This is a genomic window from Thiobacillus sp. SCN 63-57 (genome assembly GCF_001725555.1).
GTDB lineage: Bacteria > Pseudomonadota > Gammaproteobacteria > Burkholderiales > Thiobacillaceae > Thiobacillus.
On record NZ_MEGP01000034.1, the window covers coordinates 25,001 to 46,113 of the forward strand.

Annotated in this window: 18 protein-coding genes and 2 pseudogenes; 16 read left to right on the forward strand and 4 right to left on the reverse strand. The window is 63.1% G+C overall.

From position 1 onward, the window contains the following. Positions 1-177 precede the first annotated feature (177 nt). Positions 178-1,742, reverse strand: a pseudogene (gene groL, locus ABT23_RS12840) (chaperonin GroEL). Positions 1,743-1,789: 47 nt separating this feature from the next. Continuing rightward, positions 1,790-2,080, reverse strand: a complete 291-nt coding sequence (gene groES / locus ABT23_RS12845) for a co-chaperone GroES (RefSeq protein ID WP_018509198.1) — start codon at positions 2,078-2,080, stop codon at positions 1,790-1,792. Between the two features lie 567 nt (positions 2,081-2,647). On the opposite strand from groES, the gene ABT23_RS12850 reads away from it, so the two are divergent. The 11 genes from ABT23_RS12850 (at position 2,648) to ABT23_RS12900 (ending at position 13,916) form a co-directional block, all read left to right on the forward strand. After that, entirely contained in the window at positions 2,648-2,932 is a 285-nt protein-coding gene (locus ABT23_RS12850; RefSeq protein WP_296635993.1) for a hypothetical protein, read from the forward strand. Between the two features lie 433 nt (positions 2,933-3,365). Continuing rightward, positions 3,366-4,238 carry a hypothetical protein gene (locus tag ABT23_RS12855; protein WP_296635996.1) on the forward strand — a complete coding sequence of 291 codons (873 nt, stop codon included), beginning with the start codon at positions 3,366-3,368 and terminating at the stop codon, positions 4,236-4,238. 222 nt (positions 4,239-4,460) lie between these two features. Further along, positions 4,461-5,372 carry a bifunctional GNAT family N-acetyltransferase/nucleoside diphosphate kinase regulator gene (locus ABT23_RS12860; protein WP_296635998.1) on the forward strand — a complete coding sequence of 304 codons (912 nt, stop codon included), beginning with the start codon at positions 4,461-4,463 and terminating at the stop codon, positions 5,370-5,372. 447 nt (positions 5,373-5,819) lie between these two features. Further along, positions 5,820-7,133, forward strand: a complete 1,314-nt coding sequence (gene bioA / locus ABT23_RS12865; protein WP_296636000.1) for an adenosylmethionine--8-amino-7-oxononanoate transaminase — start codon at positions 5,820-5,822, stop codon at positions 7,131-7,133. A 78-nt stretch (positions 7,134-7,211) separates the two neighbouring features. Continuing rightward, positions 7,212-7,844: a TetR/AcrR family transcriptional regulator gene (locus ABT23_RS12870; protein ID WP_296636003.1), complete on the forward strand. Its 633-nt coding sequence runs from the start codon at positions 7,212-7,214 to the stop codon at positions 7,842-7,844. Beyond that, positions 7,841-8,260, forward strand: coding sequence for a hypothetical protein (locus tag ABT23_RS12875; RefSeq protein ID WP_296636005.1), 420 nt, complete (start codon positions 7,841-7,843; stop codon positions 8,258-8,260). Before ABT23_RS12870 ends, ABT23_RS12875 begins: the two co-directional genes overlap by 4 nt. 18 nt (positions 8,261-8,278) lie before the next feature. Beyond that, positions 8,279-9,466 (forward strand): efflux RND transporter periplasmic adaptor subunit, encoded by a 1,188-nt coding sequence (locus tag ABT23_RS12880; RefSeq protein WP_296636008.1) that lies wholly within the window; start codon positions 8,279-8,281, stop codon positions 9,464-9,466. Between the two features lie 12 nt (positions 9,467-9,478). Then, positions 9,479-10,672 (forward strand): ABC transporter permease, encoded by a 1,194-nt coding sequence (locus ABT23_RS12885; RefSeq protein WP_296636010.1) that lies wholly within the window; start codon positions 9,479-9,481, stop codon positions 10,670-10,672. After that, positions 10,665-11,387 (forward strand): ABC transporter ATP-binding protein, encoded by a 723-nt coding sequence (locus ABT23_RS12890; protein WP_296636012.1) that lies wholly within the window; start codon positions 10,665-10,667, stop codon positions 11,385-11,387. The genes ABT23_RS12885 and ABT23_RS12890 overlap by 8 nt, the downstream gene beginning before the upstream one ends. Then, on the forward strand, positions 11,384-12,847 hold the full coding sequence (locus ABT23_RS12895; protein WP_296636015.1) for an MBL fold metallo-hydrolase: 1,464 nt from the start codon (positions 11,384-11,386) through the stop codon (positions 12,845-12,847). Before ABT23_RS12890 ends, ABT23_RS12895 begins: the two co-directional genes overlap by 4 nt. Positions 12,848-12,857: 10 nt before the next feature. Beyond that, the gene (locus tag ABT23_RS12900) at positions 12,858-13,916 is read left to right on the forward strand and encodes a phospholipase A (RefSeq protein ID WP_296636018.1); all 1,059 of its coding nucleotides are present in this window, start codon (positions 12,858-12,860) and stop codon (positions 13,914-13,916) included. 3 nt (positions 13,917-13,919) lie between these two features. On the opposite strand, the gene ABT23_RS12905 is transcribed toward ABT23_RS12900, so the two are convergent. Then, complete coding sequence (locus ABT23_RS12905; protein ID WP_296636020.1) at positions 13,920-14,687, reverse strand: serine protease; 768 nt, start codon at positions 14,685-14,687, stop codon at positions 13,920-13,922. 101 nt (positions 14,688-14,788) lie between these two features. On the opposite strand from ABT23_RS12905, the gene ABT23_RS12910 reads away from it, so the two are divergent. From ABT23_RS12910 to ABT23_RS12930, 5 genes and pseudogenes are all read left to right on the forward strand, one after another. Further along, on the forward strand, positions 14,789-16,069 hold the full coding sequence (locus tag ABT23_RS12910; RefSeq protein WP_296636023.1) for a nucleotide sugar dehydrogenase: 1,281 nt from the start codon (positions 14,789-14,791) through the stop codon (positions 16,067-16,069). Continuing rightward, positions 16,069-17,114, forward strand: a pseudogene (locus ABT23_RS12915) (SDR family oxidoreductase). Before ABT23_RS12910 ends, ABT23_RS12915 begins: the two are co-directional and overlap by 1 nt. A 73-nt stretch (positions 17,115-17,187) precedes the next feature. Beyond that, on the forward strand, positions 17,188-18,831 hold the full coding sequence (locus tag ABT23_RS12920) for an HDOD domain-containing protein (protein ID WP_296636025.1): 1,644 nt from the start codon (positions 17,188-17,190) through the stop codon (positions 18,829-18,831). A gap of 64 nt (positions 18,832-18,895) precedes the next feature. Further along, complete coding sequence (gene dacB / locus ABT23_RS12925; protein WP_296636028.1) at positions 18,896-20,329, forward strand: D-alanyl-D-alanine carboxypeptidase/D-alanyl-D-alanine-endopeptidase; 1,434 nt, start codon at positions 18,896-18,898, stop codon at positions 20,327-20,329. Beyond that, positions 20,316-20,489 carry a hypothetical protein gene (locus ABT23_RS12930; RefSeq protein WP_296636031.1) on the forward strand — a complete coding sequence of 58 codons (174 nt, stop codon included), beginning with the start codon at positions 20,316-20,318 and terminating at the stop codon, positions 20,487-20,489. The genes dacB and ABT23_RS12930 overlap by 14 nt, the downstream gene beginning before the upstream one ends. Positions 20,490-20,501: 12 nt before the next feature. Here ABT23_RS12930 and ABT23_RS12935 read toward each other — a convergent pair whose 3' ends face one another. Beyond that, positions 20,502-21,044, reverse strand: coding sequence for a glycine zipper 2TM domain-containing protein (locus tag ABT23_RS12935; protein WP_296636034.1), 543 nt, complete (start codon positions 21,042-21,044; stop codon positions 20,502-20,504). Positions 21,045-21,113 lie beyond the last annotated feature (69 nt).

The following is a 21,113-nucleotide window of genomic DNA, read 5'->3' on the forward strand; positions in this document are numbered from 1 at the left end:
TGCATTTTCCCGTGAGGTGTTTGCATCAGGCATGGGGCATTTGATACTGGAACGTAAAAAACGCCGACAGATGCCGATTGCCAAGAGGGTTTGCCGGATAAAAAAAGCCCCGCCGAAGCGGGGCTTTGGGACTGCTTGAAAACCCGAAACGGGTTAAACGGGCAGGCGTTTGCTTCCTTACATCATGCCGCCCATGCCACCCATCCCGCCCATGTCGGCGCCGCCCATCGGCATGGCCGGCTTGTCTTCCGGCAAGTCGGCGACCATGCAGTCGGTGGTCAGCATCAGGCCGGCGATCGACGCGGCGTTCTGCAGCGCGGTGCGGTGCCTTCGAGCACCTTGTTGACCACGACCGAGGGCTCGTCGCCGCAGTTCTTGACGATCTGGCGCAGCGGTTCCTCGATGGCGCGCAGCACGATCTTCACGCCGGCGTCCTGGTCGTGGTTGTCGCCCTTGACGGCAGCGGCCGCGGCCTTGGCGCGCAGCAGTGCGACGCCGCCGCCGGGGACGATGCCTTCTTCAACGGCGGCACGCGTGGCGTGCAGCGCGTCTTCCACGCGGGCCTTCTTCTCCTTCATCTCGACTTCGGTCGCAGCGCCGACCTTGATCACCGCCACGCCGCCGGCCAGCTTGGCCTTGCGCTCCTGCAGCTTCTCGCGGTCGTAGTCGCTGGTGACTTCGTCGATCTGCTTGTTGATCTGGGCGATGCGGCCCTTGATCGCGTTGGCATCGCCGGCACCGTCGATGATGGTGGTGTTTTCCTTGCCGACTTCGATGCGCTTGGCGCGGCCGAGGTCCTGCAGGGTGGCCTTCTCGAGCGACAGGCCGACTTCCTCGGCGATCACGGTGCCGCCGGTGAGGATGGCCATGTCTTCCAGCATCGCCTTGCGGCGGTCGCCGAAGCCCGGGGCCTTGACGGCGCAGGTCTTGAGGATGCCGCGGATGTTGTTGACCACCAGGGTGGCGAGCGCTTCGCCGTCGACGTCTTCGGCGACGATCATCAGCGGCTTGCCGGCCTTGGCGACCTGCTCCAGCACGGGCAGCAGGTCACGGATGTTGGAGATCTTCTTGTCGAACAGCAGGATGAAGGGATCTTCCATGATCGCCATCTGCTTGTCGGGATTGTTGATGAAGTAGGGCGACAGGTAGCCGCGGTCGAACTGCATGCCTTCGACGACGTCGAGTTCATTTTCCAGGCCCGAGCTGTCTTCGACCGTGATGACGCCTTCCTTGCCGACCTTGTCCATCGCGGCGGCGATGATGTCGCCGATCGAGGAGTCGGAGTTGGCGGAAATGGAACCGACCTGGGCGATTTCCTTGGAGGTCTTGCAGGGCTGGGAAATCTTCTTCAGTTCGGCGGTGATGGCGATCACGGCCTTGTCGATGCCGCGCTTCAGATCCATCGGGTTCATGCCGGCGGCGACAAACTTCATGCCTTCGTTGACGATGGATTGCGCCAGCACGGTGGCGGTGGTGGTGCCGTCACCCGCGACATCGGAGGTCTTGGAAGCGACTTCCTTGACCATCTGCGCGCCCATGTTCTCCAGCTTGTCCTTCAGCTCGATTTCCTTGGCGACCGACACACCGTCCTTGGTCACGGTGGGGGCGCCGTAGGAACGGTCGAGCACCACGTTGCGGCCTTTCGGGCCCAGGGTTACCTTGACGGCGTCAGCCAGGACATTGACACCAGCCACCATGCGGTGACGCGCGGAATCGCCAAAACGTACGTCTTTTGCAGCCATGCTTTAACTCCTAAATTGAATTCGGTTGGATTGCGTGTCAGGGATGATTACTGCTCGACCACGCCCATGATGTCTTCTTCGCGCATCACCAGCAGTTCGTCGCCTTCGACCTTGACAGTCTGGCCAGCGTATTTGCCGAACAGCACGCGGTCGCCGACTTTCACGTCCAGCGGAATCAGCTTGCCCTGGTCGTCTTTCTTGCCTGCGCCGACGGCGATCACTTCACCCTGGTCGGGTTTCTCGGTCGCGGTGTCGGGGATCACAATCCCGGAAGCGGTCTTGCGCTCTTCTTCCATGCGCTTGACAATCACTCGGTCGTGCAGAGGACGGATTTTCATTGCAAAGTCTCCATTGCGGTACGTTGATATAAGGCAGCCGGAGCTGCCCGAAAAATGAGGAAGCGGCGAAGTGTTGTTAGCACTCGTCGCCGTTGAGTGCTAATAGTAGAGGCGCAGAGTTTCAATTTCAAGTCCATGGACGATTGTCGGTCGCCATTAGAGTTGATAGTTTTGCCAATAAACTTGATGGCCCGGCCACGGCGGCGAAGCCGCTTGGTGCGATGGCGCTCACTAACGTGCATAAAAATCAATCAGATACGGTTAGGGTGGCTGTGGCGGTCACCTGCCAAATTCCTCGCCTGCTTTCGACATGCGTACGGATGTCCTGAATTCGGATCTGTACCCCGAGTGGCTCCAATACCTCGCCTCTGAGGACGCGAGGGATGCGTTTTGCTTGATCATTGGCCTTGCAGCCTGTTTGCGCGACTGCGGGTGCCGCAGAGCCGCGTGATAAGTCGGCTATATGACATGGGAGCGATCGAACGCGTGAGGAGTGGGCGTAGCGTCCGGTGGCAAGGCAAAACGAATGTTCGACTCAGCGACTGACAAGTTCAGAGATTGCCTCTTGTGAATACCACAGGCCAAATCGAGAAGCGCACCCAGGCCCGTGTCGTCGCCCTGTTCCGCGACCGGCTGGCCTACCATTACTTGGGCAACTGGATCGACCGCTCGGCTAACACCAACATCGAGCAGGAGCTACTGTGCACCTACGCGCTTTTATCGATTTCCGGCTGGCGCGCGTCAGCCCGGATCCGTGGTGGGACCATGACTGGGCGAACATCTGTATGGAGCGCCGTCGTTCCCGATGAATCCAGACGATGCGCGAGCGGCGGCTTGACAGTCTCCGCCTGATCGCCTACCTTCCCGGCCATGTTTGCTTTTGATTGCCCCGTCTACACGCATGCCGCCCGCCAAACCCTGATGGCAGGCATGCACACGCACGGCCTCAAGTTGACAAGCGTCATGGGCACTTGCCCGCCGGGCGCAGATACTTAAGCCCGGCGATACCCCACCCTCATCTCATTTGCGCAAACACATATCGCCGGGCCTAAGCCAGGCGCGATAGTGGCCGTCCCCTTGCCGGGTCGGCCGCGCTTTTGGGAATCACCATGCATACGTACATCCCTGTCAGGCCCATGCTTGACGCACCCAGCTTCGTCCATCTTTCCTGGCTGGAGCAAGACCCGCGCCAAGCGGCTATCCGTGACCGCCGGCCCCTCTCTGGGCGACTTTTCAGTCTGTTGCGGCGTATAGGCCACCGCTTTTTCGATGAGGCCGGCTCGCCATGGATCTGACCAAGAACTTCGTAAAAGCCAAGCGCCCCTGTGCCGAGGGTTTTCGCTGGTTTCTCCGCACCCACCAGAACGGCGGTGATTACCAGCCGTTGCTCGATGCCCTCGTCAGAGACGGAAGGGTTGACGACGCCTGCTGGCTGCTGACCCAGTTCGGTCCCACGGATGCGGTTCTGTCCGTGAATGCGATCGATGCGCAGGCCATCGTGTTCGCTGGCACCCTGGAGGTGCGCGGCAACATCGAGGTCGATTCGATCCTACGTGCGGGTGGGTCGATCCGGGCCGGCGGCGGGATTCGCGCTGGCCAGTCCATCATCGCAGGCGAGGATGTCCGGGCTGACGGCAACATCCGTTCGGGCGGAACGCTCGACGCCGGCGGAGACATCAAGGCTGGCTGGGGCATCGAGGCCGAAGGCGCGCTGCAATGTGGTGGCAACCTGCGTGTCGAGTGGGATCTGTCCTGCGGCGGCCTGCTGACGGTGGGCGGCAATGCCTACATCGGCCAGGACGTGGTTGCCAAGGGTGCCGTCCAGTGCAGCAAGAGCCTGCGAACCGGCGGCTTCATCACCGGCGCCAGTTCGATCCGTGCTACCCATGGCATAGAGGCCGGCACGACAATTCATTGCCAGGAACACCTGGAAGCAGGTTGGGGCATCAAGGCACTCGGCGCCATCGTCGCCGGCGGGGCGATCAAAGCTGGCGAAAGCCTGCAGACCGAAGCGACGATCCGTGCTGGCGACGGCTACGGCATCTACGCCGGCCTCAACGTACCGGTGGAGGTGTGGGAAGCCAGCGCGTGGGTACGCGCGCGGGAACTGCCGAACCGGCTGTTCAGCGGCCATTGGCAAGCACCGGCCACGTCCTGAGCGACGCAGCTTTTCCTTGTCGTTCCCATACTCTTGCAGGAGTTTGCCATGCGGGTCTTGAATTTCTCCCCCTTTCTTTTCGCCGGGGGCCACTGCGCTGCCGACGCAGCTGCGCATCGATGTCGAACTCCCTGAAGACGGGCTCGATGAGCCTTCAGTCGAAAGAACCGTCATGGCCGCGGCCATGAAGGGCTTTCATTCTTGCTGCCAAATGAGGTCAAGATGAACACACCTTTCATTTCTCTGTGTCCCGAGATCACTCGGGAAAACGCGCTGACACTGATTGACTGGTTGGAGGATGAGGACATCACCCGCTACCTGAGCGATTCCCGCCATGTCTCCCGCTTGATCGAGCAGATCATCGGTCGGGTCCAGTTGCCAATCCTGACCCATCTTTTCAACCAGGGCGGCCGGTTCTTCATGGCCTACGACCAGCATGACGTACCGGTGGGCTTCGTGCGTCTCGCCAAGGCGGGCCCGGACTGCGAAATGGTCCTGGTCATCGGTGACCGCGAAAACTGGGGCCGCAAGCTCGGCGCCAGCGCCATCCGCGAAGGCATGAAGCTCGCTTTCTTCGAGATGCGGGCCGAGAAGCTCATCGCCAAAATCCACCCGGACAACGTGCGATCGTTGAATGCTTTCCTGCGTAGCGGCTTCTTGCTGGAAAGCGAAACGCCGGCGATGAAGTCCCTGGTCATGAACTCAACGCGCTATCTCCGGCTCTTGCGCGAACGCCCTCCGGTTCACACCGCCGACATCTACATCACCGAGATCGACAAGGCCCGGCTCAGGAGTCTGGTCGACCTCGAACAGGGCTCGAGTATTTTCGAGCTTGAGCATGAGATCGAGCGAGCCATCGTCGTCGATCCAAAGAAAGTGGCGGAGGATGTTGTCACGATGAACTCCAGGGCCTTGCTGAAGGTGGACGACGAGGAGGTGGAAGTTGCGCTGGTTTACCCAGAGGATGCGGACGATCGTGCCGGGAAACTATCGGTTTGCTCCGGCATCGGCACCGCGATCCTGGGCTACAAGGAGGGCGATGCCTTCAGCTGGCGGATTCCGAACCGAACCTGCCATATCCGGATTGGAAAAGTGCTTTATCAGCCTGAGGCCGCGGGTGATTTCCACCTGTAGGTCTGCACGCTGCGCATCCGCCGCAGATCGCGCATGGGCGCTCCGGCCGCCTGCGATTCGGCGGTCGCTCCTCTCCACAACCGACCGATTGCTGCTGAAAGCTGACCTTCAGGCCCGCGCGATACAACGCCTGTATTGGGTCGGGTCCTGTCGCGGGGGAAATCAGAACGCGGACGTTCGGGGAATTTCCTGCCCTATGTCCGGTAACGACCACATAGCAGAAGTAGAAGGCCAAATCTCCAGCGGCAGCTTCGGCCGAACTGCTGCCGGCTAAAGGGCTCACCCGGAGTGTCCACTCGGCTAGAATTGGTGCTCCTTATTCGCAATATCCGTTTTAATGTCGAAAACCCTGACGACTGTCGGAATTAACGTCAATTTCTCTGATGTTGGGAATGGCGATAGTCGTTGGAACCCCTTGAGAGACGCGCAAGTGGACTATCGAATCCAATGGCGGCCGACAACGATCTTTTAAGCCGTACCCGCGCTGCCGTCTGGCACCCCTGCACCCAGATGAAACAGCTGGAAGCCGCCCCGCCGCTGCCGATTGCGCGCGGCGAAGGGGTGTGGCTGGTCGACACCGACGGGCGGCGCTATCTCGACGCGATTTCGAGCTGGTGGGTCAATCTCTTCGGCCACTGCAATCCGCGCATCAACGCCGCGATCGTCGACCAGCTCGGCAGGATCGAGCATGTGATGCTGGCCGGCGCCACCCACGAACCGGTCGTGGCGCTCTCGGAGCGGCTGGCCAAGCTGACCGGGCTGGGCCACGCGTTCTATGGCTCGGATGGCGCGTCGGCTACCGAGATCGCACTGAAAATGAGCGCTCACTTCTGGCGTAATGCCGGTCAAACGGAGAAAAACGGCTTCATCAGCCTCCAGAACGGCTATCACGGCGAAACCGTCGGCGCGCTGTCGGTGACCGATATTCCGCTGTTCAAGGCCACCTATGCGTCCCTGCTGCGGCACACGGTGCAGGTTCCGACGCCGGATGCGCGCCTGGCCGAAACAGGCGAAACGGCCGAGGAATTTGCCCTGCGCTGTGCGGATGCCCTGGAAGCGCATCTGGTCGAACACGCCGCGGAAACGGCCGCCTTCATCGTCGAACCGCTGGTACAGGGCGCGACAGGGATGGCGATGTATCACCCGGTCTATCTCAAGCGAGCCCGGGAACTGTGCACGAAATATCGAGTGCACCTGATCGCCGACGAGATCGCCGTGGGTTTCGGCCGCACCGGCACGATGTTCGCCTGCGAGCAGGCCGCCATCCACCCCGATTTCATCTGCCTGTCGAAGGGGATCACGGGGGGCTATCTGCCGCTGTCGGCCGTGCTGACGACCGACGCCGTCTACGCCGCGTTCTATGGCGACGCTACGGCGCGCGGCTTCCTGCATTCGCATTCCTACACCGGCAACCCCCTGGCCTGCCGGGCGGCGCTGGCGGTGCTGGACATCTTCGAAACGGACCAGGTCATTGCCGCCAACCGCATCAAGGCGCAGGAATTCACGGGATTGCTGGCGGATGTGGCGATGCACCCGCGGGTACGCCATTTTCGTCAGCGCGGCATGATCTGGGCGTTCGACGTGGCGGATGCACAGCCCGGTTTCTCCGCCCGCCTGCACCAGGCGGCGCTGGGGCAAGGCGTGTTCATTCGCCCGATCGGCAATACGGTGTATGTCATGCCGCCCTATGTGACAAGCGCCGACGATATTCGCATGCTGGGGGCGGTCCTGCTGGCCTGCCTTAAAAACCCGGATATCTGAGAATGGGCGCTTCTCCGGCTTGACGCGTGTCGAACCCGATCATAAGATAGTGATCAATAACTATCTAGGGCTGCGTTCATGTCCGAGGCTGTGCGCAAACGGTTGGGTGCCGACGAAAGGCGCGAGGAAATTATCCGCGTGACGCTCGAACTGGCCGCCAGGCAGGGTGTCGACGACGTGACTACCCAGGACATGGCCCAGGCGATGGGGGTGACGCAGGGCGCAGTGTTCCGGCACTTTCCGAGCAAGGACGCCATCTGGCTGGCGGTGATGCAGTGGGTGCGCGACCGCATGATGGCGGTGCTGACGCGTGCGGCCGCGCAAGGCCGCGATCCGCTGGACGCCCTGCAGCGCATGTTTTTTGCCCATATCGCGTTCATCGCCGGCCATCCGGCCATCCCGCGCGTGCTCACCTCCGAGCATCTGCATGGTCGCAATGCGGTGCTGCGTCAGGTCGTGACCGAAATCATGCTGGCGTACGAGGCGAAAATCGCGCATCTGCTCCAGGATGGCCAAATAGAGAAGCAAGTCCGCCCCGATCTCGATACGCAGGCCGCAGCCACGCTCTATATCGGCATGATCCAGGGACTGGTCCTGCAAACGTCCATCCTGCGGGGCCAGCGCACGCTGGCGGCCGAAGCCGCCCGCACTTTCCCGGTCTTTCTCGCGGCAGTCCGTACACCCTCATCCACCCAAGGAACGCACCCATGAAATATGTCTCAATGCTGCTCGCAGCCTGCCAGTGCATGAATCTGGCCACCGCCCATGCGCAGGACATGGCGCCCCTCCATGTCCATGCGCCTGCCGCCGACACTCGCGTGATCCTGGCCCTGTCTCCGGACGAACGCGCCATGATCCTGGAAGAAATGCGTCTCTTCCTCGACAGCGTCGGCACCATGACCGGTGCGCTCGGCAAGCAGGACATGCAGGCGACGGCGGCCGCGGCCCGCGGAATGGGGATGAAGATGGTGCACGAAGTACCGCCCGAGTTGCGGGCCAAGTTGCCCATGGAATTCAGGCAGCTGGGTTTTTCGGTGCACCGCGATTTCGACCAGATCGCAATGGATGCCGACAGCCTGGAGCTGCCATGCGGCCTATCAAATCCGCAGTCCGCTGAACGACGATAAACACTGAGCGGACCCCGTATGAAGCGCCGCGCTGTCTCGTTCATCAATCGACGTAATCTGTTTCTGGTCATTGGCCTTCTGGCATTTGTCGCGGCCTCCGTCTGGTTGCTCGCGACACGCGGGCCGCTGGCGCCGGTGGGCATCGAGCAGGCTGCCGTCATCCGCGCCGACCTTCATCCCGGCGTGTACGGAATCGGCACGGTGGAGGCGCAGCATGCCTATAGTGTCGGCCCGATCCAGGCCGGCCGGCTGTTGCGGGTGATGGTTGATCAAGGCGATCGGGTCGAGGCTGGCCAGGTGCTGGCCGAGATCGATCCGGTGGATCTGCGCCAGCGCGCCGACGCGGCGATGAGCGCTGCCGCCCGCGCCCGGCAGGCTGCAGCGGCGGCACAGGCGCAGGTGGGTGAGGCCGACAGTCGGACGCGTCTGGCGCAAGCCAATCTGGCGCGCTATCAGGCGCTGTATCGGCAGAATTTCGTCGCCAGGGAAATGGTGGACAGCCGTCTGCACGAAGCAGCGGCCGCCGACGCGGCGCTGACTGCGGCGCGCGCCAATGCCGCGGCCGCGCAGCGCGAAATCGGGCGGGCCGACGCCGAGCGGCGGGGCGTCGATCAGCTGCGCAACAGCCTCACATTGCTGAGCCCGATCACAGGCGTGGTCACGGCGCGCGAGGCCGAACCCGGCACGACGGTGGTAGCGGGGCAGGCCGTACTGCGGCTGGCCGATCCGGCGAGCCTGTGGGTGCGCGCGCGGGTCGATCAGGCGCGCGCGCAGGCTATACGGGTGGGACAGTCGGCGGATATCGCGATGCGTTCTGCGCCCGACGTGGCCCTGCCGGGGAAGGTGGCGCGCATCGAACTGCAAAGCGATGCCGTGACCGAGGAGCGCATCGTCGACGTGGCGTTCGACCCGGTGCCCGATCGTCTGTATCTGGGCGAGCTAGCGGAGGTGACGCTGCATCTGCCCGGCACGCGCAACGCGTTGACCGTGCCGAGTGCCGCCATCGGCCTACGCAACGACCGGACCGGCGTATGGCAGGCAGTCGACGGCCGTGCCCGCTTCAAGTCGGTGCAATTCGGCGTGCAGACTGCGGATCGTGTGCAGGTCGTCTCCGGCCTCGCCGAGGGCGAGCGCATCATCGTCTACAGCGCGAGGCAGCTCGACGCCGGCATGCGGGTGCGCGAGCAACAATTGATGGCGCGCTGAGCCGCTCCGGCCATGATCAATCTCGCCGGGCGCGACATCGTCCACCATCTGAAAAGCTATCTGCTGACCGGGCTGGGGCTGGGCCTGCTGATCGGGGTGACGTTGACCATGGCCGGCGTGTATCGCGGCATGGTCGACGACGCCAAAGTACTGCTGCGTGCGGTCGACGCCGACGTCTGGGTGGTGCAGCAGGATACCCTCGGTCCCTTCGCCGAGCCCTCCTCCGTGCCGGACGATCTCTACCGCGCGCTGCTGGGGCTGCCAGGCGTGGCGCAGGCGGGAAACGTCGCCTACCTCACCATGCAGGTGTCGCACGCAGGCCGGTCGCAGCGTGTGATGGTGGCGGGTTTCGAACCGGGCAAGCCCGGCGGGCCGGCGTTTCTGGTAGCCGGCCGCCCCATCGCCCGTGCGCATTACGAAGCCGTGGCCGACGCCAAGACCGGCCTGCGGGTGGGTGACGTGGTCCGCATTCGCCGCAACGACTACACTGTGGTCGGGCTGACGCGGCGCATGGTGTCGTCCAACGGCGACCCGATGTTGTTCATTCCGTTGAAGGACGCGCAGGAAGCGCAGTTCCTCAAGGACAACGACGCCATCGTCGAGGATCGCCAGCGGCTCGCCGCCAATCCGGCGATCAACCGCCCCGGCCAACCCGGCGTGCTCGATGCGGTGCAGGAGATCCAGACGTCCAGCCACAAGGTCAACGCCGTGCTGCTGCGGCTGCAGCATGGGGCCGACGCGCGCGCCGTCGCCGACACGATCGCGCGCTGGCAGCGTTTCACCGCCTATACCCGCGACGACATGGAAGAGATCCTGGTGGCGAAGCTGATCGCCACTGCGGCCAAACAGATCGGCCTGTTCCTAATGATCCTGGCGGTGGTCAGCGCGGCCATCGTCGCCTTCATCATCTACACGATGACGCTCGGCAAGATCAAGGAGATCGCCGTGCTCAAACTCATCGGCACCCGAAATCGCACCATCGCCGCGATGATCATGCAGGAGGCGCTGGGACTGGGCATCATTGGATTTCTGGTCGGCAAATTCGCCGCCACCCTGTGGGCGCCGGCCTTTCCAAAATACGTGCTGCTTGAAACCGGCGATGCAGGACGCGCCTTCGTGCTGACCCTGGTGGTATGCGCATTGGCCTCGGTGCTGGCGATACGCGCCGCGCTCAGGATCGATCCGGCGGAGGCGATCGGTGGCTGACGTTGCCTCAACCCAGCCTGCGATTCTCATCGAGGGCCTCGCCAAGCGCTATGGCAGCGGCAGCGCGGCGGTCGATGCGCTGAAGGGCGTCGATATGACGGTCTGGCCCGGCGAGGTGGTCGGCCTGATCGGGCCGTCCGGATCCGGCAAGACCACCTTGCTGAAATGCCTGGGGGCGGTGATCGAGCCGACCGCCGGCCGGTTCACCCTCGGCGGCGAAATGATCTTCGACGGCGGCTGGAAGACCGGCGACCTGCGCGCGCTGCGGCGCGACCGCATCGGTTTCGTGTTCCAGGCGCCCTATCTGATCCCCTTTCTCGATGCCACCGACAACGTCGCGCTGCTGCCGATGCTGGCTGGCGTACCCAATCCGCAGGCGCGCGCGATCGCGCTGGAGATGCTCACCGCGCTCGATGTGCAGCACCGCGCGCAGGCGCGCATCGCCGAACTCTCGGGCGGCGAACAGCAGCGCGTGGCGATCGCGCGGGCGCTCGCCAACAAACCGCCGATCATCCTCGCCGACGAGCCGACCGCGCCGCTCGACAGCGAACGCGCGCTCACCGTGGTGAAGATCCTCAACCGCCTGGCGCAGGAATTCCAGACCGCGATCATCGTCGTCACCCACGACGAAAAAATCATCCCGACCTTCAAACGCATTTACCATATCCGCGACGGCAAGACCTACGAAGAAGCGGGCGAAGGACGCGCGATATGAAACTGACTTTTCTCGGCGCAGCGCGCGAAGTGACGGGCTCCAGCTATCTGCTGGAAGCCGACGGCGTGCGCTTTCTGGTCGATTGCGGCATGTTCCAGGGCGGGCGCGAAGCGCGCGACAAGAATCGCCGCGCCTTCAACTTCGATCCCCGAACGATCGATTTCGTCATCCTGACGCATGCCCACATCGATCACTCCGGGCTACTGCCGCGCCTGGTCGCGCTCGGTTTCAACGGCACCGTTCATGCCACGCGTGCCACCTGCGACCTGCTGGTGGTGATGCTGCCCGATTCGGCGCACATCCAGGAAAAGGAAGCCGAGTATGCCAACGTCAATCGCTTCCGCAAGGGTATGGATCGTCGCGACAAGGCGCGCAGAGTGTTGCGTGATGACGCAGCGCCATCCGGGGCTGCGCCGCCGCGCGACATCGCGCCGCTCTACACGGTCGCGCAGGCGCAGGCTTCGCTCAAGCGCCTCAATCCGGTCGATTACGATCTCGAGATCGCGCCGCATCCGCAGGTGCGCTGCACCTTCCGCGACGCCGGCCACATCCTCGGTTCGGCAATTGTCGAAGTCTGGGTGGGGGACGGGCCGCGGCGCCGCAAAATCGTGTTTTCCGGCGACCTCGGCCAGCCTGCACGGCCCTTGCTGCGCGACCCGACGCCGATCTTCGACGCCGACTACCTGCTGGTCGAGTCGACCTACGGCAACCGCGACCACAAGAGCATGGAAGCGACGCAGGACGAGCTGGTGGAGGCAATCTGCGACACCATCGAGCGAAAGGGCGGCAACGTCATCATTCCCGCCTTTGCGGTGGGGCGCACGCAGGACATGCTCTACCTGCTGGCCGACCTGACCCGGCAGGCGCGTATCCCCAAGCTCTCCGTCTTCGTCGATTCGCCGATGGCCACCGCAGCCACCGAAATCACCTTCAAGCACATGGAACTGCTCGATGCCGAAACCCACGCGTTGATGGGCCGGCATGGCGGTGCGCAATATTTCCGCAAGCTCGAATTCGTCGAGGATGTCGAGGAATCGAAGGCGCTTGATCGCGTCACGGGCGGCGCCGTCATCATCTCGGCCAGCGGCATGTGCGAGGCCGGCCGCATCAAATACCACCTGCGCGCCAATCTGCCGCGCCGCGAATCGACTATCCTCATCACCGGTTTCCAGGCTGCCGGTACCTTCGGCCGCCGCCTGGTCGATGGCGCCAAGCGCGTGCGTCTGTTGGGCGAGGATATTCCGGTGCGTGCCGATCTCTATACATTGGGCGGGTTGTCGGCGCACGCCGACCGTACCGCCCTGCTCGCCTGGCTGGGCCACTTTCGCAGCAAGCCGCGCCAGGTGTTCGTCGTGCATGGCGAGGAGACGGTGGCGAAGGATTTTGCCGCCGATCTGAAGACGCAGTTCGACTGGGATGCGATGGCGCCGGCGCCGGGCCATGGCGTCATCCTCGAATGAGCCTGTGCCGATGAATTTTCCCAGTCCATCGTACGGCCTCCTGTTGCTGGCTTTGCTGGGGGGTGGCCTGGCGGGGCATGCGCGGGCCGCTTCGACGGCTGACTGGGAAGGGTGCAGCGCGATTCCGGCGGATGCCGAACGGCTGGCCTGCTACGACCGCGTGTCAGGGCGTTCGCAACTCGAGACTGCCCCCCGGGTCGAGGCCAAACCGGCACCGCAGCCTGCCGCAGCGCCCCCGCTGGCGCAGCAGCCGGAACCGAAGCTGCTTTCTGCGCTGTCCCGCCACTGGGAACTGGACGACGAAGCCAAGCAGGGCGCCTTCCTGTTTCAGCCTCATCGGCCCAACTATTTCCTGCCCGTCAAATACAGCAACGCACCCAACGATTCCCCGTTTCGGAATACCTTTGCCCAGCCCGGCCTCGGTCTCGAAAACGTCGAGACGGAATTGCAGTTGAGTTTCAAGATCAAGGCCATGCAGGGCGTGTTCGGCCATGACGATGCCGATCTGTGGTTCGGCTATACGGCGACTTCGTTCTGGCAGGCCTACAACCACAGCATTTCTTCGCCGTTTCGCGAGACCAACTACGAACCGGAGGCGATGCTGGTGTACCGCACGAATTACGAGCTTGCTGGTTTCAGAGGACGTTTCATCAATTTCGGTCTGTCGCATCAGTCGAACGGGCGCGGCGAAGGCCTGTCGCGCAGCTGGAACCGGGCTTATGCGCAGTTCGGCCTGGAACGCGGCAATCTGGCCTTGCTGGTCCGGCCCTGGATCCGCATCCACGAAAACCGGGGTAGTGACGACAACCCCGATATCGAAGACTACATGGGTCATGGCGATCTGCTGGTGGTCTACAGCAAGGGCCGCAACGCCTATTCGCTCCTGCTGCGCAATAATTTCAAGAGCCCGGACAACCGGGGTGCGCTGAAACTGAACTGGAGCTTCCCGCTGATCGGGCGCCTGAAAGGTTACGTGCAATATTTCACCGGCTACGGCGAATCGCTGATCGACTACAACCACCGCCAGCAGTCCCTGGGTCTAGGCGTCAGCCTGGCCGAGGGGATGTAAGCTTCAGGGCGCGTGGGGCAGCGCTTCCTCCAGCAGGCGATGCACGTACTTGACCGGAATGGCGTAGCTGATCCCGCTGGGCGCGGAGATCGCAGCTTCGCGCGTGCCCCGTACGTAGACCGAATTGACCACGCCCAGGACCTCGCCGGTATCTGGGTGCCATACTGGGCTGCCGCTGTTGCCGGGATAGGCTACGGCGTCGAGTTCGAACACTTCATACGGCGAGGCGGCCTGTTTGATGGCATGCGCGTTCAACTGGGACGCGGCGGCGACGGGCGTGAAGATGGGAATGATGGCGGCCAGGCCGGCACGATGCGTGGAAGGATTGAGACCCAGTATCGAGCCGATCGGATAGCCGGTGAAATAGAGCTGCCAGCCTTCGCGCACCTGGCTGGAGTCGCCAAGTTTCAGCGGGGGCAGTGGCTCCCCCGCGATTTTAAGCAAGGCCAGGTCGCGCGCCTTGTCGCTGGCGATCAGCTCCGCGGCGCGGACCGATATCCGCTGGTCGCGACCGACGAACACGGCGTACATTTCCTTCTTCTCGCTATCCAGCGGCTTGCTGAATATATGCGCGCACGATACGACGTAGTGCCCGTCCAGCACCGCGAAGCCGGTGCCCATCAGGTTGGCGGGCGGGCGGCCGGTGGGCTTGAAGGTGCCGACGCCGACCACGCCCGGTTTGATGCTGGGGAGCATGTCGGCCACGTCGGCGTGGACGGGCGAGGCCAGCAGGAGCGTAATCACGGCCCAGCTGGTATGCGGCTTGCTCACCCATGAAGCGCGCAGCCGCCGGATGCAGCCGGGCAAGGACCTGTAAATTCGATACAATCCGGGCGGCAGCAAAGACTTTATATTCATAGGGGAATCCAAGCATGAGCGTTGTTGCGGTTGTCGGGCTGGGCTATGTGGGCCTGCCGTTGGCGGTGGAATTCGGCAAGAAAATGACCACCATCGGCTACGATCTCTCGGTTGAAAAAGTCGAGCATTACCGTCGATTCTGCGACCCCACCGGCGAAGTATCAACGGACGACCTCAAGGCGGCGACTCAGCTGACGGTGACCACCGACCCCGCCGATCTGGCCAAGGCCGACTTCATCATCGTTGCCGTTCCCACCCCGGTGGACCAGGCGCATATCCCCGATTTCTCGCCGCTGGTCGGTTCCTCCACCACCGTCGGCAAGTATATGAAAAAAGGCGCAACGGTCATCTACGAATCCACAGTCTACCCCGGCGCCACCGAGGAGGTCTGCATCCCCATCCTGGAAAAGCTTTCCGGCATGACATGGCTGCAGGACTTCCACGTCGGCTACTCGCCAGAACGCGTCAATCCCGGCGACAAGGAACGGACCATCACCAGGATCGTGAAAGTCGTCTCCGGCGATGACGCCGCTACCCTCGATAAGGTGGCCGATCTCTACGGCAGCGTCATCACCGCCGGCGTGCATCGCGCCAGTTCAATTAAAGTCGCCGAAGCCGCCAAGGTGATCGAGAACACCCAGCGCGACCTCAACATCGCGCTGATGAACGAACTCTCGCTGATCTTCCATCGCCTCGGCATCGACACCCTCGAAGTGCTGAAAGCGGCCGGCACCAAGTGGAACTTCCTGCCCTTCCGTCCGGGTCTCGTCGGCGGCCACTGCATTGGCGTCGACCCCTACTATCTCACCCACAAGGCAGACATGCTCGGCTACCACCCGCAGGTCATTCTCGCCGGCCGCCGCATCAACGACGGCATGGGCGCCTACGTGGCGCAGGAAACGGTGAAGAACATGATCGCCAACGGCGTTCAGGTGAAAGGCGCCAAGGTCAACGTGTTGGGCCTCACCTTCAAGGAAAACTGCCCCGACCTGCGCAATTCCAAGGTGGTCGACGTCATCCGCGAACTGCAGTCCTTCGGTTGCGACGTACATGTACACGATCCCCTTGGCGAACCGAAGGAAGCTGAGCACGAATATGGCATCCATCTCACGGCATGGAACGACCTGCCCGAATGCGATGCCATCATCGCAGCGGTATCGCATCACGCGTATCTGGAAAAATCGTTTCCCGAACTGACCGCCAAGCTGAAAAAAGGCGGCGCCTTCACCGACGTCAAGGCGGCCTACGATCCGGCTGCCGTGAAAGCGGCGGGCTTCACCCTCTGGAGGCTGTGATGTCCGCATTCGATGCGCTGAAGAAAACGCTCGAAGCCGAGCCCCGCACCTGGCTCGTCACCGGAGCTGCCGGCTTCATCGGCAGCAATCTGGTGGAAGCGTTGCTGCTGCTCAACCAGCGCGTCGTCGGTCTCGACAACTTCGCGACCGGCCACGAAAAAAACCTGGCGCAGGTCCAGGTCAGTGTCGGTCCGTCCCGCTGGGAAAATTTCAGATTCAAACGCGGCGACATCCGCGATCTCATCACGTGCCACACGGTATGCAAGGACGTCGATTACGTCCTGCACCAGGCGGCTTTGGGTTCGGTGCCGCGTTCGATCGAGGATCCGTTGACGACGCACGCCGCCAACAACACCGGTTTTCTCAACACACCGGTTTTCTCAACATGCTGGTCGCCGCGCGCGATGCGAAGGTCAAGCGCTTCGTTTACGCTGCGTCGAGCTCCACCTATGGCGACCATCCCGGCTTGCCCAAGGTCGAGGACGTCATCGGCAAGCCGCTGTCGCCCTATGCGGTGACCAAGCTGGTGAACGAACTGTATGCCGACGTGTTCGGCCGCTGCTACGGCATGGAATCGATCGGCCTGCGCTACTTCAACATCTTCGGCCGCCGCCAGGATCCGCAGGGCGCCTACGCGGCCGTGGTGCCGAAGTGGGTGTCGAGCATGATCAGGAACGAGCCGGTGTACATCAACGGCGACGGCGAGACCAGCCGCGACTTCTGCTACATCGACAACGTCATTCAGGCCAACCTGCTTGCCGCCACCAGTCAGCATGTGGACGCGGCCAACCAGGTCTACAATGTCGCGGTCGGCGACCGTACCACGCTGAATCAGCTGTTCGAGGCCATCCGCAGCCTGCTCGTCCCGAAATTTCCCCACCTCGCGGAATTCAAGCCGGTCTACCGCGACTTCCGCGCCGGCGACGTGCGCCATTCGCTTGCCGATATTTCCAAGGCCCGCACCCGTCTTGGGTACGCGCCGACGCACCGCATCGGCGAAGGCCTGGCCGAGGCGATGGACTGGTATGTGCAGGATTTGAGTTGAGGCTGTTTGCCGAGCAATGTGCCGGGCCTCGCACCCGATGCATGCAGCGGCCAGGAGGGATGCCCGTTCAACCATGACGACGCATGACGAACAGACCGGGCCGGGCGACGCCGCCAGGCGGAACGCGCTGGATATCCTGTTGCGGCGGATGCAGGCAGAGAGCGATTTCCCGGCCTTGTCCGAAGCGATCGGCGATATCAACCGGATCGCCTCGTCCGACCGTGAGGGCGTCAACGAACTCTCCAACCATATCCTCAAGGACTTCGCGCTCACCAACAAGCTGTTGAAACTGGCCAACGTCGCCTTCTACAACCAGGTGGGCGGCGGATCGATCAGCACGATTTCGCGTGCGGTGGTGGTCCTCGGCTTCGATGCGGTACGGTCGATCGCTCTGAGCCTGATCCTGTTCGACAACCTGGAAAACAAGGCGCACGCGCAGCACCTGAAAGAGGAGTTCGTCAAGGTGATGTACGCCGGCATGCTGGCGCGCGAGATGGCGGGTAATGCGCAGGTGAAGGATGTGGAGGAGGCCTTCATCGGGGCCATGCTGCACAAGCTCGGTCGCATGCTGGCAATGTTTTATTTCCCCGAGGAGATGGCTCTGGTCCTGCAACGCGTCGAAACCGAAGGCTTGAGCGACGTCCGGGTGTCGGCCGAAGTGCTGGGCGTGTCGTTCGAGAATCTTGGCATCGGCATCGCACGCAGCTGGGGGTTTCCCGACCAGCTGGTGCAGAGCATGAAAAAGCTGCCGGACGGGAAAATCAGAAAAAGCGCCAGCAACGTCGAGCGGTTGCGTGCGCTGGCAGGATTCGCCAACGAGTTGTGTGAAATCATCCTCGAGACGCCCGATGAAGACCGCAGCAAGGCTTTGGGCAGGCTCACCGCGCGGTTCGGCGATACCGTGCCGGTAACGGCGGAACAGCTGGCCGGCATGATGGAAAAATCGATGCAGGACATCGGCCAGTTTGCGCGGGTGGTGAATGTGAACCTGAAGCACAGCGATTTTGCCCGGCAGGCGTCGAAATGGGCGGGCCTGGCGGCACCGCCGGGCCAGGCGTCGGCACAACAGGAAACGAACACGGACATGCCGGACGCCGTGCCGGATGCCATGGCGGCGCTGGATGCCAATGTGTTGCATGAGGCCGCACCGGCTATCGAACAGGGCGCCGTCGCCCGCGATAAACAGGAACGCACGCCGGAGGAGATTCAATCCATCCTGGCCTCGGGCTTGCAGGATGTCGGCAATTCGCTGATCGACGACAGCATTTCCATCAACGATATCCTGCGCATGATCCTCGAGGCCATGTATACCGGCATGGGATTCGCACACGTGGTGCTGTGCATCAAGGATGGACGCCGCAACGCGATGTGCGGCAAGTTCGGTTTTGGCGACGACGTGCAGCGCCTGGTCAAGGCATTCGATTTTTCCCTGGCGGGCCAGCCCGACGTTTTTCTCGTCGCGCTGCAGAACAATGCCGACATCCTGATTTCCGACATCGACGATCCCAAGATCGCCACGCGGATTCCGGCCTGGTACCGCCAGCATATTCCGGCGCGCACCTTCGTGCTGTTTCCCGTCATCGTGAAAGGTAAGCCGGTCGGCCTGATCTATGCCGACCGGCCGCACGCCGGCGACATCGCGATCCCCGAGAAGGAATTGTCCCTGCTCAAGTCGCTGCGCAACCAGGCGGTATTGGCGATCCGGCAATCCTTGTAGGCCGGGCCTGGCGGCTGGCCAGGGCGGAATTCGGCATAATGTCGCCATGCCGTTTTTCCGAGTCGTGTCCCGTTCCCTGCCCGCGCTGCTGTTTGCATTATCCGTTGCGGCGCACGCCGGATCGCTTCCCGCGGCCTTCACGGCCGCGCTGCAACAGGCCGGCATTCCGCTCGACCACGTGGCGGTGGTGGTGCAGCCGCTGGATGCGGACGCACCGCTGCTCAGCCACAATGCCGACGCGGCCCTGAATCCCGCTTCCGTCATGAAACTGGTGACCAGTTTCGCGGCCTTGAACCAGTTGGGCCCGGACTATGCGTGGAAGACCGATGTCTGGGCGGAGGGGCCGGTTAGGGAGGGCGTGCTCGAAGGCGACCTGGTCGTCAAGGGCTACGGCGATCCCACGTTGACGCTGGAACGGATGTGGCTGTTGCAGCGCGAACTGCGGGCGCGCGGCGTGCGCCATATCCGCGGCAATCTGGTGCTCGACCTGAGCGACTTCGAACTGCCGGCAAGCGATCCGGGGGCATTCGATGGCGAGCCGCTGGCTCTGTACAACGCCGCGCCGGGCGCGCTGGTCGCCAATTTCAATGCCACGACGCTGCGGCTCAAGCCCGGCGGCAAGGCCGTCGAGATCGAGCCGGATGTCGCGCTGCCCGGCGTCGCGATCCGCCCGGACATCGCCTTGACCGACGATGCCGCGTGCAATGGCTGGAAGGATGCGCTGGCATCGAGCATTCCCGATCCCCGGCGCAGGGATCTCGTCGTCGCCGGGCGCTATCCGCGCGGATGCGGCGAACAGACGCTGTCGCTGAATCTGTTCGAACCCGCGGTGACCTTCGATTTTCTGTTTCGCGGCCTGTGGGCGGAAACGGGCGGCACGCTCGATGGGCAGACCGTGCCCGGCATGGCGCCGGAAACGCCTCCGCTCCTGCGCTTCGAATCGCCCCCGCTGACCGATGCGCTCATCCGCCTCAACAAGTACTCCAACAACCTGATGGCGCGCAACCTGTTCCTGACGCTGGGCGCGGAAGCCTATGGCGCGCCGGCGACGCCGGACAAGGGCGCCCGCGCGGTGCGCGAAGACCTGGCGCAGCGCGGCATTTCAACGCGCAAGCTGGTGCTGGAGAATGGCGCGGGCCTGTCGCGCATCGAGCGCATCCGCGCGGCCACGTTGAACCAGTTGTTGCGCGCGGCCTATCGGAGCCCGCTGTTCGCCGAATTCGAATCGACCCTGCCCATCGCCGCGACCGACGGCACCCTGAAGCGCCGCTTCAAGGGCAGTAGCCTGACCGGCAGCGCGCATCTCAAGACCGGTACCCTGCGCGATGTCAGCGCACTGGCGGGCTATGTGGACACGGCGAGCGGCCGGCGGGTGAGTTTCGTCATGCTGGTGAACCACGCCAAGGCAAACCGTAGCGAGGTGGCGCAGCGTGCGTTGCTGGAATGGGTGCAGTCGGAGATGTCTTTGGATAGCGGGGCGCGGGATGACGTTCGATAAGGTGCCCGCATGGGCGGCGTGGCTGGCACAGGATGCGGATGGGGTCTGGTGGGCCTACGAAGCCGAGCCCAACAAGCAGGATAACATCGCGCGGCTGGGCCAGAGCGCGCCGCCGCCCGACTGGGAGGCGACCCTGATCGCCTGGCCGCCCAAGGCCTGAGACGGGTTTGGATCAGGGTTCGGCGGGCGCGTCCAGCTGCAATTGGCCGTCCTTGACCGGAATGCGCGAACCGGGCTGATGGTCCATCCGCACGTGGCCTTCCTCCTTGCCCAGGCGATAGCGCACGTCATAACCGATCGTTTTGGTATGCGATTCGTAGACGGTCTTGCAGCGCGTCTCGGTGCGGCTGACGGTGTCCTTTTCCTGCAGGTTCTTCTGTATCTGATTGCCCGCGTAGCCCCCCGCTGCCGCACCGCCGACAGTGGCCAGGGTGCGCCCGGTACCGCCACCGATCTGGTGGCCGAGCAGACCGCCTGCCACCGCACCGATGGCCGTGCCGGCGATGCGGTTGCTGTCCTTAACGGGCGCCTGCTCGTTGACAACCACGTCATGGCATTCCTGTCGAGGCGTTTTGACGGTTTCGGTCACTGGCTTGGCGGCCAGAACCTCGGCGAATTCCGGCTTCGGATTCAGGGCCTTGTAGCCCGCTACGCCACCAATCGCCGTCACGGCGATTGCACCCAGTACGACACCTGTCAGCATGGATTTATTCATGATTTTTTCCCAGGAAAATTGCGAAGGTCACTGAATTCCAATTCAGATGATAGTTCAACTCACGGTACG

What these genes read in the sequence shown, in the direction of transcription:
- groES (WP_018509198.1), bottom strand. Translation starts at nt 2,080, where the DNA reads ATGAAAATCCGTCCTCTGCACGACCGAGTGATTGTCAAGCGCATGGAA.
- ABT23_RS12855 (WP_296635996.1), top strand. Translation starts at nt 3,366, where the DNA reads ATGGATCTGACCAAGAACTTCGTAAAAGCCAAGCGCCCCTGTGCCGAG.
- ABT23_RS12860 (WP_296635998.1), top strand. Translation starts at nt 4,461, where the DNA reads ATGAACACACCTTTCATTTCTCTGTGTCCCGAGATCACTCGGGAAAAC.
- bioA (WP_296636000.1), top strand. Translation starts at nt 5,820, where the DNA reads ATGGCGGCCGACAACGATCTTTTAAGCCGTACCCGCGCTGCCGTCTGG.
- ABT23_RS12870 (WP_296636003.1), top strand. Translation starts at nt 7,212, where the DNA reads ATGTCCGAGGCTGTGCGCAAACGGTTGGGTGCCGACGAAAGGCGCGAG.
- ABT23_RS12875 (WP_296636005.1), top strand. Translation starts at nt 7,841, where the DNA reads ATGAAATATGTCTCAATGCTGCTCGCAGCCTGCCAGTGCATGAATCTG.
- ABT23_RS12880 (WP_296636008.1), top strand. Translation starts at nt 8,279, where the DNA reads ATGAAGCGCCGCGCTGTCTCGTTCATCAATCGACGTAATCTGTTTCTG.
- ABT23_RS12885 (WP_296636010.1), top strand. Translation starts at nt 9,479, where the DNA reads ATGATCAATCTCGCCGGGCGCGACATCGTCCACCATCTGAAAAGCTAT.
- ABT23_RS12895 (WP_296636015.1), top strand. Translation starts at nt 11,384, where the DNA reads ATGAAACTGACTTTTCTCGGCGCAGCGCGCGAAGTGACGGGCTCCAGC.
- ABT23_RS12900 (WP_296636018.1), top strand. Translation starts at nt 12,858, where the DNA reads ATGAATTTTCCCAGTCCATCGTACGGCCTCCTGTTGCTGGCTTTGCTG.
- ABT23_RS12910 (WP_296636023.1), top strand. Translation starts at nt 14,789, where the DNA reads ATGAGCGTTGTTGCGGTTGTCGGGCTGGGCTATGTGGGCCTGCCGTTG.
- ABT23_RS12920 (WP_296636025.1), top strand. Translation starts at nt 17,188, where the DNA reads ATGACGACGCATGACGAACAGACCGGGCCGGGCGACGCCGCCAGGCGG.
- ABT23_RS12930 (WP_296636031.1), top strand. Translation starts at nt 20,316, where the DNA reads ATGACGTTCGATAAGGTGCCCGCATGGGCGGCGTGGCTGGCACAGGAT.
- ABT23_RS12935 (WP_296636034.1), bottom strand. Translation starts at nt 21,044, where the DNA reads ATGAATAAATCCATGCTGACAGGTGTCGTACTGGGTGCAATCGCCGTG.